The organism is Microbispora sp. NPDC049633 (assembly GCF_040675265.1).
Classification (GTDB): Bacteria; Actinomycetota; Actinomycetes; order Streptosporangiales; family Streptosporangiaceae; genus Microbispora; species Microbispora maris.
This window is the reverse complement of sequence record NZ_JBFAOO010000069.1, coordinates 22,494-35,389: the sequence shown is the minus strand read 5'-3', so window position 1 is coordinate 35,389 and position 12,896 is coordinate 22,494. Positions and strand designations below refer to the sequence as shown.

General features: G+C 73.1%; 9 protein-coding genes. 6 read left to right on the top strand and 3 right to left on the bottom strand.

Going from position 1 to position 12,896, the window contains the following annotated elements; translation table 11 throughout:
• On the bottom strand, positions 1–536 hold a 536-nt coding region (locus AB0J39_RS19500; RefSeq protein ID WP_363466465.1), incomplete at its 3' end, for an isocitrate lyase/phosphoenolpyruvate mutase family protein.
• 171 nt (positions 537–707) lie between these two features.
• Between AB0J39_RS19500 and AB0J39_RS19495 the strand changes: the two genes are divergently transcribed.
• The gene (locus AB0J39_RS19495; RefSeq protein ID WP_363466462.1) at positions 708–1,355 is read left to right on the top strand and encodes a disulfide bond formation protein DsbA; all 648 of its coding nucleotides are present in this window, start codon (positions 708–710) and stop codon (positions 1,353–1,355) included.
• 25 nt (positions 1,356–1,380) lie between these two features.
• On the opposite strand, the gene AB0J39_RS19490 is transcribed toward AB0J39_RS19495, so the two are convergent.
• Complete coding sequence (locus tag AB0J39_RS19490; RefSeq protein WP_363466459.1) at positions 1,381–2,319, bottom strand: LysR family transcriptional regulator; 939 nt, start codon at positions 2,317–2,319, stop codon at positions 1,381–1,383.
• Positions 2,320–2,417: 98 nt separating this feature from the next.
• On the opposite strand from AB0J39_RS19490, the gene AB0J39_RS19485 reads away from it, so the two are divergent.
• From AB0J39_RS19485 to AB0J39_RS19465, 5 genes are all read left to right on the top strand, one after another.
• Positions 2,418–4,433, top strand: a complete 2,016-nt coding sequence (locus tag AB0J39_RS19485; protein WP_363466457.1) for an FAD/NAD(P)-binding protein — start codon at positions 2,418–2,420, stop codon at positions 4,431–4,433.
• The gene (pcaB, locus tag AB0J39_RS19480; RefSeq protein WP_363466454.1) at positions 4,430–5,821 is read left to right on the top strand and encodes a 3-carboxy-cis,cis-muconate cycloisomerase; all 1,392 of its coding nucleotides are present in this window, start codon (positions 4,430–4,432) and stop codon (positions 5,819–5,821) included. Before AB0J39_RS19485 ends, pcaB begins: the two co-directional genes overlap by 4 nt.
• Positions 5,822–5,830: 9 nt before the next feature.
• Positions 5,831–6,898 (top strand): nitronate monooxygenase, encoded by a 1,068-nt coding sequence (locus tag AB0J39_RS19475; protein ID WP_363466451.1) that lies wholly within the window; start codon positions 5,831–5,833, stop codon positions 6,896–6,898.
• A gap of 210 nt (positions 6,899–7,108) precedes the next feature.
• On the top strand, positions 7,109–8,293 hold the full coding sequence (locus AB0J39_RS19470) for an ROK family protein (protein WP_363466448.1): 1,185 nt from the start codon (positions 7,109–7,111) through the stop codon (positions 8,291–8,293).
• Between the two features lie 343 nt (positions 8,294–8,636).
• On the top strand, positions 8,637–11,252 hold the full coding sequence (locus AB0J39_RS19465) for a discoidin domain-containing protein (RefSeq protein WP_363466446.1): 2,616 nt from the start codon (positions 8,637–8,639) through the stop codon (positions 11,250–11,252).
• Between the two features lie 93 nt (positions 11,253–11,345).
• Here AB0J39_RS19465 and AB0J39_RS19460 read toward each other — a convergent pair whose 3' ends face one another.
• Positions 11,346–12,632 (bottom strand): ATP-grasp domain-containing protein, encoded by a 1,287-nt coding sequence (locus AB0J39_RS19460; RefSeq protein ID WP_363466444.1) that lies wholly within the window; start codon positions 12,630–12,632, stop codon positions 11,346–11,348.
• Between the last annotated feature and the right edge of the window lie 264 nt (positions 12,633–12,896).

Here is a 12,896-nt window from a genome sequence, read left to right as displayed (position 1 = left end):
TACCCGATCCTCGCGAGCGATCCCGAGGCGATCGCCTCCGCGAGCCTGTCGCCGGGGCTGCCGGCACCGTGGATGAAGGTGTCCACCCGCGCGTTGACCACGAGGCCGGCCCCGGCCTCGGCCGCCGCCGCCCGCACGGCGGCGAGGAAGTCCGCCTGCTCGGCGGCGTCGATCATCGCCCCGGTCGCCGGGTCGGAGTCCTCCAGGTTGCAGCCCACGGCGCCCGCGGCGGCCAGCCGTTCGACGAGTTCGGCGGCCCTCAGCCCGTAGCCGCGCTCCACGTCGGCGGTGACGGGGACGGCCACGACCCGGGTGATGCGGGCCACGGCCGCGAACATCTCGTCCACGGGTGTGTCGTGCCCGTCCTCGTAGCCCAGCGAGGCCGCGACGGACTCGCTGCCGGTGGCGACGGCGGGGAACCCGGCCGCCTCGACGGCGCGCGCCGACGCGGCGTCCCAGGCGTTGGGCAGCACGACGGGGTCGCCGGGCACGTGGAGCGCGCGCAGGACCGCCGCCTTCTCGTGGATCTCAGCCATAGGGACACCCTAGAGACCCCGGCCGGTGAGAACGCCACCCGTCTACCGGGGAATGAGGGGAAATCGCCGTGAGTTTGAGGGGTCAAGTGCGGTGACGTTCGCGCGGAGCCCTCGGATACGCTCGCGGAACCGGCCCCCCGATCCCCCGACCATTCCCGTCAGGAGAGTTTCATGAGCGACATCGACAGCGCTGTCGACCAGGCCGGGGCGGACAGCCGTCCCAGGGTGGACTTCTACTTCGACCCCGTCTGCCCGTTCGCGTGGGTCACGTCACGGTGGATCCTGGAGGTCGAGAAGCAGCGCGACATCGACCTGCGGTTCCGCGTGATGAGTCTGTCCGTGCTGAACGAGGGCAAGGAGGACCTGTCCGACTTCTACCGCGAGGCGGTGCCCAGGTGGCGGGGCCCGGTCCGGGTGTGCGTCGCCGCCGCGCAGCACCACGGGGAGGCCGTGCTGCGCGACCTCTACACCGCGATGGGCACCCGCATCCACAACCAGGACAACAAGGACTACGGCGTCGTGGCCAAGGAGGCGCTCGCCGAGGTCGGGCTGCCGGTCGAGCTGGCCGACGTCGCAGGCACCGACGAGTACGACGAGGCCCTGCGCCGCATGCACCACGAGGGCATGGACCCGGTCGGCGACGAGGTCGGCACCCCCACGATCCACATCGACGGCGTGGCGTTCTTCGGCCCGGTGATGACGCGCGTCCCGCGTGGTGAGGAGGCCGCCCGCATCTTCGACGGCGCCCTCGCCATGGCGAAGTTCCCGTACTTCTACGAGATGAAGCGCAGCCGCACCACCGACCCCGAGTTCGACTGACACAGTCCGGGCTGAGGGGCGCCGCTCACCTCGGCGGTTCCTCCGGGGACCGCCGGGGCGCCGCCTTGCCGGTGCTCCTGAACAGCGCACGCATGGTCGCCAGCGCGGGGGACCTGTCGTCGGACCGCCTGGCCAGGCTGATCGTGCGGTGCAGGCCGGGCGGGGCGAGCCGTCGTACGCCGAGGGGGTTTTCCGCCAGGTCGGCCACGGTCCTCGGCACGAGGGCGAGACCCATCCCCCCGCTGGCCAGAGCGCACGACATGCCGTAGTTGCCCGTCTCGTACGCCACGACGGGCGGCGCCAGCCCCTCGCGGCGGAACAGCGCCTCCAGCGCCTCGCGGTTGGCCAGCCCGCGCGAACCGCTGATCAGCGGCCGCCCGGCGAGCTCCGGCCACGGCAGCGGCTCGGCCGCGTCGGTGAGCGCGTGCCCGGGCGCGGCCACCAGCACCAGCTCCTCCACCAGCAGCGCCTCGACGGTGACCCCCGAGGGCATCGGCGGATCAGGCTGATGCTCGTAGGTGTGCGTGAGCACGAGATCCGCCTCGCCCGTGGCCAGCGCGGGCAGCCCGGACGGCGGTTCGTACTCCCTCACATTCACCTCGACGGCGGGGTGAGCCCGCCGGAAGGCCGCGAGGACCGGCGGTAACAGGTGGATGCCCGCGGTTGTGAACGTGCCGATCGTGATGTGCCCGCCGGACAGGCCGGCGAGCGCGGCCAGCCCGTGGCGGGCCCGTTCCAGCTCGTCGAGCACCCGCCGGGCGTGCTCCACCAGCAGCTCGCCCGCCGCCGTGAGCGTGGCGCCGCGGCGGTGCCGGATCACCAGCACGGCTCCCGCCTCCCGCTCCAGCTTGGCCATCTGCTGCGACAACGCGGGCGGCGTGTAGCCGAGGCGGGCGGCCGCCCGGGTTATCGAACCCGCCTCGGCGACCGCCACCAGCGCCGCCAGGCGCGTGACATCGTGCATGAAGCAATGCTTAACACCACCTCGCCAAATGTGACATACCTCACGAAGACTCCGGTCCCGCATCCTCGACTCACGACAGACGGGAACTGGAGGAGCGGATGTCCACAACACGATCGACCCGGCCGTTCGAGGTGTGCGTTATCGGAGCAGGGCCGCGCGGCATGTCGGTGGTCGAGCGGCTGTGCGCCAACGCGCGGCGGCTGCCGCCACGGGCACGGGTCCTGCTGCACGTCGTGGATCCGTACCCGCCGGGGGCCGGTCAGGTGTGGCGCACCGACCAGCCCGGCCAGCTGCTGATGAACACCGTCGCCTCGCAGGTCACGCTCTTCACCGACCCCAGCGTCGACATCCGCGGGCCGCTGGAGACCGGCCCCAGCCTGTACGAGTGGGCGCGCCACCTCGTGCTCTTCCCGGACGGCGTCGAGAAGGACGTGCTCGCCGAGGCGCGGCGGCTCGGGCCCGACACCTATCCCACCCGTGCCTTCTACGGCCGCTACCTGCGCTGGGTGTTCGAGCGGGTGGTCGCGCGGGCGCCCCGGCGGGTGGAGGTGCGGGTGCACGCCACCCGGGCGACCACGCTCGACGACGTGCCCGGCACCGGCGCGCAGCGGGTGGTGCTGGAGGACGGCACCGTGCTCGGCTCGCTCGACGCGGTGGTCCTGGCGCAGGGGCACCTGCCGGTCGAGCCCACGGACGCCGAGCGGGAGGCAGCCGCGTACGCCGCCGCCCACGGCCTGGTCCACGTGCCGCCGGCCAACCCCGCCGACGCCGACCTGAGCGACGTGCGGCCGGGGGAGGCGGTGCTGCTGCGCGGCCTCGGGCTCAACTTCTTCGACCACATGGCCCTGCTGACGCTCGGGCGCGGCGGCCGGTTCGAGCGGGGTGAGGCGGGCCGCCTCGTCTACCGGCCCTCCGGCCGCGAGCCCCGCCTGTACGCCGGATCGCGCCGGGGCATCCCGTACCAGTCCAGGGGCGAGAACGAGAAGGGCGTCGAGGGCAGGCACGAACCGCTGCTGCTCACGCCGGGCAGGATCGCGTCGCTGGCCGCGCGCTCGGCCGCCCGCGGCGGGCTCGACTTCCGCGCCGACCTGTGGCCGCTGATCGCCAAGGAGGTGGAGACCGTCTACTACGCCACCCTCCTCGCGCGGCGGGAGTGCGAGTGCGTCGCCGCCCGCTTCCGCGCCGCCTACCTCGCCCGCCCCTGGGGTGACTCCGGGGAGGCCCTGGTGCTCGACGCCTTCGGCATCGGGCCGGCGGTCCGGTGGGACTGGGAGAGCGTGGCCGAGCCGTACCGGGGGATCGGCTTCACCGGCCCGGACGACTGGCGCGCGTGGCTGACCGCCTATCTGCGCACCGACCTGGCACAGGCCCGCGCGGGCAACGTGAGCGGGCCGCTGAAGGCCGCCCTCGACGTGCTGCGCGACCTGCGCAACGAGGTCAGGCAGGTGGTCGACCACGGCGGGCTCACCGGGCGCTCGCACCGCGACGACCTCGACCGGTGGTACACGCCGCTCAACGCGTTCCTGTCCATCGGGCCGCCGGCCGAGCGGGTCGAGCAGATGATCGCGCTCGTCGAGGCGGGCGTGCTCACCGTCGTCGGTCCCGGCATGCGCGTCCACGCCCGCGACGGCGTCTTCGAGGCCGAGTCGGCCGCCGTGCCGGGGTCCGTCGTACGGGCCAGGGTGCTCGTCGAGGCGCGGCTGCCCGAGATCGACCTGCGGCGCACGGCCGACCCCCTGCTGCGCCACCTGCTCCGGACCGGCCAGTGCCGGGCGTACGTGATCGGCGGGCGGCGCGGCGAGGACGGCCACGAGACCGGTGGTCTTGCCGTCACCCGCCGGCCGTACCGGCTGCTGGACGCGGACGGGCGGGCCCACCCGCGCCGGTTCGCGTACGGTGTGCCGACCGAGGCGGTCCACTGGGTGACCGCGGCGGGGGTGCGGCCGGGGGTGAACTCCGTGATCCTGGGCGACTCCGACGCCATCGCCCGCAGCGTGCTGACGCTGACGCCGGCGCGGGCCCTCGCGGGTGGTCGCAGGGTCGCCCGTGTGGCCGCCGGACCGCGTACGGCTCTCGCCGCCTCCTGCGGCGCTACCCGGGCGGGTGTCCGGTGAACGACCTCGACGGTGACCTGGATGTGGGCCTGCTGTCCCCGGTCCGGGTGGGCACGGCGGCGGAGCGGGCGACCGGAGACGGCGCGTGGCTGCGCGCGATGCTCGACGCGGAGGCCGCCCTGGTGCGGGCGCAGGCCCGGCTGGGGGTGGTCCCCATGAGGGCCGCGGAGACGATCGGCAAGGTGGCGGAGGCGGGCGTACTCGACCTGACGGCCCTGGCGCTGCGCGCCCGCGAGGCGGCCAACCCCGTCGTGGCGCTGGTCGAGGACCTGACGGCCGCCGTGGCGGCGGTGGACCCGGACGCGGCCGAATACGTGCACCGCGGCTCGACGAGCCAGGACATCATGGACACGGCCGCCATGCTGGTGGCCGCCCGGACCCTCGACATGATCACCGCCGACCTGGACCGGGCCGCGGCCGCGCTCGCGGGGCTCGCGGCGGCGCACCGCGACACGCTGATGCCGGGCCGCACGCTGACCCAGCAGGCGGTGCCCACGACGTTCGGGCTGAAGGCGGCCGGGTGGCTGCACGCCGTACGCGAGGCGGCGGCGCGGCTGCGGCGGGTGCGCGCGGAACTGCCCGCCGAGCTCGGCGGCGCGGCCGGCACGCTGGCGGGCTACGTGGAGTACGCGCGGATCGCCGGGGTGCCCGACCCCGAGGCGTACCCGGAGCGGCTGATCGCGGCCTTCGCCGCCGAGGTGGGGCTGGCCGAGCCGGTGGTCCCCTGGCACGTCCTGCGGATCCCGGTCGCCGATCTCGCCGGGGCGCTGGCGCTCACCTCCGGGGTGCTCGGGAAGATCGCCGTCGACGTGCAGTCGCTGTCGCGGACCGAGGTGGCCGAGGTCGTGGAGCCGGCCGCCCCCGGCCGGGGCGTCTCGTCGGCCATGCCGCACAAGCGCAACCCGGTCCTCGCCACCCTCGTCCGGTCGGCGGCGATCCAGGTGCCCGCGCTCGCCGCGGCCCTCGGCCACTGCCTGCTCGCCGAGGACGAGCGTCCCGCGGGCGCCTGGCACGCGGAGTGGCAGCCGCTGCGCGAGTGCCTGCGGCTGGTCGGCGGCGCCGCCGCCGTGACGGCCGAGCTGGCCGGGGGACTGGTCGCGTTCCCCGAGCGCATGCGGGCCAACCTCGCGCTCACCGGCAGCCTGACCGTCACGGAACGGGCGGCCGCCGTGCTCGCGCCGGTCCTGGGGAAGACCGCGGCCAAGCGGCTGCTCGGGGAGGCGTCCGCGGTCGCCGCCGCGTCGGGACGCCCCGTGGCCGAGGTGCTGAGTGAGCTCACCGTCGTGCCCGAAGGGCTGGACCTGGCCGGGCTGTTCGATCCCGCCGGGTACACGGGGGCCGCCGGAGCGCTCGTCGACCGCGTTCTACGCTGCTGTCGAGACGATTGAGGAGGTCCCGTGACCGGTCACGCCCTTCCCTTCGGGCCGTCGAGCCCGATCATCCAGGCGCCCATGGCGGGCGGCGCGTCCACCCCGGCTCTGGCGGCGGCGGTGTCCGGGGCGGGCGGTCTCGGGTTCCTCGCGGCGGGCTACCGTACGGCGGAGGACGTGCGCCGGGAGATCGCGGCGGTGCGCGAGCGGACGGACCGGCCGTTCGGGGTGAACGTCTTCGTCCCCGACGCCGAGGCCGCGCGGCAGGGGTCCGGTGACGACGCGGCGGTGGCCCGGTATCGCGACGAGCTCGCCCCCGAGGCCGGGCGGTACGGCGTGACGCTGCCCGAGGCGCCTGCCCGGGACGACGACGAGTGGGACGCCAAGATCGACCTGCTGGTGGAGCAGCGGGTGCCGGTGGCCGGTTTCACCTTCGGCTGCCCGCCGCCCGAGGTGACGGCCCGCCTCCACGACGCCGGGAGCGTCGTCATGGTCATGGTGAACACCCCGTGGGAGGCGGTCGCGGCGGCCGAGGCCGGAGCCGACGCGGTGGTGGTGCAGGGCCCCGGCGCGGGCGGGCACCAGGCGGCCTTCCTCCCCCCGCCGCCCACCTGGAATGCGCCCGGCGACCTGCCGGAACTCGTGGCCCTCGTGCGGGAGGCGACCGGCGTGCCGCTCGTGGCCGCCGGAGGGATCATGGACGGTGCGGACGTCGCCGCCGTCCTCGCCGCGGGCGCGGTCGCCGCGCAGCTGGGCACCGCCTTCCTGCGCACCCCGGAGAGCGGGGCGCACCCCGTGCACAAGGCCGCCCTCGCCGATCCCCGGTTCACCCGCACCGCCTTCACCCGGGCCTTCTCCGGACGTACGGCGCGCGGCCTGGCCAACCGGTTCATGGCCGAGCACGAGGCGTCGGCGCCCGCGTGCTACCCCCAGGTGCACCACCTGACGAAGGGGCTGCGCCGCGCGGCGGCCGAGCACGGCGACCCCGAGGCGATGGCCCTGTGGTGCGGCGAGGGGTACCGCCGCTCCCGCGACCTCCCCGCCGCCGCCCTCGTCGAAGCCCTCATGAGGGAACTCGCGGCCGCCCGCGCCTGACCGCCCCCTGGATGTCCTTGTCCGTCAGCGGGGCACGACCTGCGTCCGCACGCCCGGTGTTGGTTCACAGCCTGGAAGAAGGGTGGGGACGACACGGCGGCGTAATGGGCGGGTAACCCGGAGATGCCACGGTGAAAGAGGTCGGCAGAGGGCACGGGTGCTTGTTTTCGCCTCTGAACTAAGATGACCGTGTCGACGGGGAGGTTGGTCATGGCGAGGCCTCAGCGCAGGACGGTGCGGGACATCCGCAGAGGCAACCGGGCCGTGTTGCTGCGCGCGCTCTACTTCTCCGGCCCGACCAGCCGCAACGACCTCACCGCGCGCACCGGCCTGAGCGCCGCCACGGTCAGCACGATGACCGCCGACCTGCTGGGCGAGAACATCGTGGTCGAGGCGGGCCAGGTGGAGTCGGACGGCGGCCGCCCCCGCGTGCTGCTGCGCGTCAATCCCGAGTACGGCTTCGCGGTGGGCGTCGACGTCGCCGAGACGCACGTCCGGGTGGGGTTGTTCGACCTGGAGATGACCGAGCGGGCCAAGGTGGACTACATGCTGCGCCCGGCCCGGCACGATCCCGAGCTGGTCGCCCGGCACATCCTTTCGGGCGTCGAGGTCGTGCTGTCCGACGCGGGCGTGTCCCCCGAGCAGGTGCTCGGCATCGGCGTGGGCGTCCCCGGCATCGTCGAGCCGGGGGCGGACGGCGTCATCCACGCCAAGACCTTCGGCTGGGGCGGCGTCCCGCTTGGAGCGCTCCTGCGCCGCGGCACCTCGCTCCCGCTGTACGTGGACAACGGCGCCAAGACGATGGGCCAGGCCGAGCTGTGGTTCGGCTCGGGCCGGGGCGCCTCGGACGCCGTCATCGTGCTGCTCGGCGTGGGGGTGGGCGCGACGATCGTGGCCGACGGCACCACGTTCCGCGGGGTCAGCAGCAGCGCCGGGGAGTGGGGGCACACGAAGATCGTGGCGAACGGGCGGCCCTGCCGCTGCGGCGGACGGGGCTGCCTGGAGGCCTACATCGGGATCGAGGCCATCCTCGACCGGGCCGGTGTCACCTCGGGGGGCGACTGGGAGGAGGACCTCGCCCGCGTGCTCGCGTCGAAGTCGCCGGTGGTGGAGGAGACCGTCACCTATCTCGGCGTCGGCCTGGCCAATCTCGTCAACCTGGTCAACCCCGAGAAGATCGTGATTGGCGGCTGGGTGGGGGTCCAGCTCGGCGAGAGCCTGCTGCCCGGCATCCGCCGCGCCACCGCGGCCAACTCGCTGGCCGAGCCGTACGCCGCGACGTCGATCGTCCTGGGCCGTCTCGGTCCCGACGCGGTCGCGCTGGGGGCCGCCACGCTCGTCCTGGAGGAGTTCCTCAACGCGCCCCAGGTGGCCAGGATCACCGCGGCCGGCTGACGCCTCGGCCGAAATTCCCTCGATCTTGCACCCCCCTGCGAAGGTGGGGACCGATTCGCGCCCGGGGGGTCGCACCCGCGGGCGTCTCCCGTCCGCGCGGCCGTATCGGGGAGGAGGCGGCCGTGGGGAACGACCCGCATCGGCGGGGCGCGAATCGGTCGGGGACCGGATTGGAGAGCGCTCTCCCGGAGAGTAGCACCCGGAAGTCCATTTCAGTCAAGACATATTTCGCGGTGTGAACTAAGCATTGACATAAGCGGGTGAAGGAGCGCACTCTCGGTCCGCTGGACCTCTCCCATCCCCCAACCCTCGCCCGAGGGGCTCCGCACCCAAGGAGACGTGCATGCCTCCATCCTCATGGCCTCATTCCCGGCCCCGGCGCCGGCGGGCCGGCCTGGTCGCCGCCGGGTTCGCCGCCCTGACGACCTTCGCGGCCGTGGCCGGCGTCGTCCCCTCCACCTACAGCGCCGCGGCGGCGGCCTGCGGCACGACCAACGTCGCGCAGGGCAAACCGGCGTCGGCCTCCTCGACGGAGAACGCCGCGTCGCCGGCGTCGGCGGCCTTCGACGGCAACACCGGCACCCGGTGGTCGAGCGCGTTCAGCGACCCGCAGTGGATCCAGGTCGACCTCGGCAGCTCGCAGCAGATCTGCAAGGTGGTGCTCAACTGGGAGGCCGCCCGCGCCCAGACCTTCAAGATCCAGGTTTCGGCCGACGGCTCCGCCTGGTCGGACGCCACCGCGACGGTGAACGGCGTGAGCGGGACTCAGTCACTCGACGTGTCGGCCACCGGCCGGTACGTCCGGATGTACGGCCTGACCCGGGCCACGGCGTACGGCTACTCGCTCTGGGAGTTCGCCGTCAACACCACGTCGGGCGGCGGGACCACGTGTGGCACCGCGAACGTCGCGCAGGGCAGGCCGGCGTCGGCCTCCTCAGCGGAGAACGCGGCGTCGCCGGCGTCGGCGGCCTTCGACGGCAACACCGGCACCCGGTGGTCGAGCGCGTTCAGCGACCCGCAGTGGATCCAGGTCGACCTCGGCAGCTCGCAGCAGATCTGCAAGGTGGTGCTCAACTGGGAGGCCGCCCGCGCCCAGACCTTCAAGATCCAGGTGTCGGCAGACGGCTCCGCCTGGTCGGACGCCACCGCGACGGTGAACGGCGTGAGCGGAACCCAGTCGCTCGACCTGACCGCGACCGGCCGGTACGTCCGGATGTACGGCCTGACCCGGGCCACGGCGTACGGCTACTCGCTCTGGGAGTTCGCCGTCAACACCACGGGCGGCGGTGACGACGGCCCCACCCTCCCGGGCGGCGGAGACCTCGGGCCGAACGTAAGGGTCTTCGACCCCTCCATGTCGAGCGCGAGCATCCAGAGCACGATCGACACCATCTTCAGGCAGCAGGAGTCGAACCAGTTCGGCAGCCAGCGGTACGCGCTGCTGTTCAAGCCGGGCACCTACAGCGGCCTCAACGCCCAGATCGGCTTCTACACCTCGATCGCCGGCCTCGGCCAGTCGCCGGACAACGTCACGATCAACGGTGACATCACCGTCGACGCCGGCTGGTTCAACGGCAACGCGACCCAGAACTTCTGGCGCTCGGCCGAGAACCTGGCCGTGGTCCCGGTCAACGGCACCGACCGGTGGGCCGTGGCCCAGGCCGCGCCGTTCCGGCGGATCCACGTGCGCGGCGGGCTGAACCTCGCCCCCAACGGGTACGGCTGGGCCAGCGGCGGCTACATCGCCGACAGCAAGATCGACGGCACGGTGGGCCCGTACTCGCAGCAGCAGTGGTTCACCCGCGACAGCACCATCGGCGGCTGGACCAACGGCGTCTGGAACATGGTGTTCTCCGGCGTCGTGGGCGCCCCGGCGCAGAGCTTCCCGAACCCGCCGTACACGACGCTCGCGACCAGCCCGGTCACCCGGGAGAAGCCCTACCTGTACGTGGACTCGGGCGGCGCGTACCGCGTCTTCGTCCCGTCGCTGCGGACGAACTCCAGCGGCGTGAGCTGGGCGAACGGCGCGACCCCCGGCACGTCGATCCCGCTCACGCAGTTCTACGTCGCCAAGCCGTCCGACAGCGCCGCCACGCTCAACCAGGCGCTGGGCCAGGGCCTCAACCTGCTGTTCACGCCGGGCGTCTACCACCTCAACCAGACGCTCAACGTGACCCGGCCCGACACGGTGGTCCTCGGGATCGGCTACGCCACGCTGATCCCGGACAACGGCGTCGTCGCGGTGAACGTCGCCGACGTCGACGGCGTGAAGATCGCCGGCCTGCTCCTCGACGCCGGCACGGTCAACTCGCCGGTGCTGATGCGCGTCGGCCCCGACAACGCCTCGGCGAGCCACGCCGCCAACCCCATTTCGATCCAGGACGTGTTCTTCCGGATCGGCGGAGCGGGTCCCGGCTCGGCCACCACCAGCCTGGTCGTGAACAGCGACAACACGATCATCGACCACATCTGGGCGTGGCGAGCCGACCACGGCGCGGGCGTCGGCTGGAACACCAACCCCGCCGACACCGGCTTGATCGTCAACGGCGACAACGTGACGGCGTACGGCCTGTTCGTCGAGCACTACAAGAAGTACGAGGTGATCTGGAACGGCCAGGGCGGCCGGACCATCTTCTTCCAGAACGAGCTGCCGTACGACCCCCCGAACCAGGCGTCCTGGATGAACGGCTCGACCCGGGGCTACGCCGCCTACAAGGTGGCCGACTCCGTCACCAGCCACGAGGCCTGGGGGATGGGCAGCTACTGCAACTTCAGCACCGATCCCTCGATCGTGGCCGAGCGCGGCTTCGAGGCCCCCAACAGGCCGGGCGTGAAGTTCCACGACCTGCTCACGGTGTCGCTGGGCGGCGTCGGCACGATCGCCCACGTCATCAACGACACGGGCGGCCCGGCCCAGGGCACGGCCACCGTCCCGGTCAACGTCGTCAGCTATCCCTGACGGCCCGCATCCCCTGAAAAGCCGGGCGCGGCGGGAGGCTCATCGCCTCCCGCCGCGCCCCGCGTTTCCGGAGAAGCCGCGCGTTCGCCGGGCTCACATCCGCAGGCCGGTGGGCTCGGGAGCGAGCGTGTGGATCCGCAGGGCGTGCCGTACGCGCATCTCGAGTTCGTCCAGCTCGGCTGGGGTGGGCGCGTCGATGAGGAACGTCACGGCGCGGTCGTCGGAGCTGTGCAGCGGACCGAGCTCCGCGCCGCGGTCCTTGAGCACGAGCACGGCCCGCAGCGTGGGCGGGTCGTCCGGGGCGCCGGGCGCGATCTCGGGCCACAGGCCGCCCTCGCCCACCCAGACCGGTGAGATCCCCGGCCAGTCCACCGTAACGTCGCCGAGCCGCCCGGGCTCGTGCTCCAGGTAGACCTGTCGCGCGTACCGGCGCGGCGCGGGGTAGGCCGCGGGCTCCCCGAGGGAGATGCGGACGATCTCGGGCTCCATCGGGGCGCCGGTCGCGAGCGAGTAGAGGATCGACAGGCCGTCGCCGGGGGTGCGCGCGGCGACCTCCATCAGGTACGGCCGGCCCGTGCCGTCCACCCGCCACTCGGCGTGCGCGATGCCGCATCCGAAGGCCAGCCGTTCGAGCATGCGCCGGTTGGCGTCGAGGATGACCCCGTCCACGCCGTCCAGCTCGTTCGGGACCGAGTGGGACAGCTCGACGAAGGTGCGGGCGCCCGACTCGGTCGTCTCCTTGCGGGTCACCGAGGCGAAGACGATCCGGCCGTCCTGGACGAGGCTCTCCACGGAGAACTCCTGGCCCGTCACCTTCTCCTCCACCAGCACCGTCTCGTGCGGCAGGTACGCGTCGAGCTGGGCGCGCAGCTCGGCCGGGTCGCCCACGGTCTCCACGCCCGAGCTGGAGTGGCGGCCGGTGGGCTTGACCACGGCGGGAAACGACACGCCGTCCGCGGGGAACGTGGCACGCGCGGCCGGCGGGACGACCGCCGAGGCCGGGCTGAACTCCGGCAGGTACCACCGCTGCAGATACTTGCTGCGGCAGGCGCGGGTGGCCCGCAGGCCGGGGGAGGGCAGCCCCAGGGCGTCGGCGAGCAGGCCGGTCGGCTCGACCAGCGTTTCGCCGACCGCGTAGACGCCCGCGATGTCGTAGCGGTCCCGCCAGGCGCGTACGCCGGAGATCACGCCGGCGGTGAACGAGTTCTCCGTGTTGACGTCGCCGTCGGTGAAGGCGATCTCCTCGATGACCGAGGCCGGGTGCGCGGGGTCGCGCATCTGGGCCATCGCCTGCTCCCGCCAGGACGCCGGGGTGACCACGAGGATCCGCAGCCCCCGGCGGGACAGTTCGCGCAGATATAGAGGGGCCCGGCAGATCACCAGGAATGATCCGGTAAGAACGAATGCCCGAGGTTTCACTTTCGCCACCGCCGTTTCTCTCACATGCTCACGCGACCGGAGGCTAGTTCCGTGGTTTCGGGCCGGTCAATAAAATTTCCCGATAATTCGGGACGAGTCGTTTCCCGATAGGGGTGAACCGGGGTCGCCGGCCACTCTTCCGCCGGACCGGGCCGGGGGCATCGAGAAGTCCGAGGTCACCTGGGATCGCCCGGCCGCGCTGTGGGGCCGTTAGGGGTTGTGAGA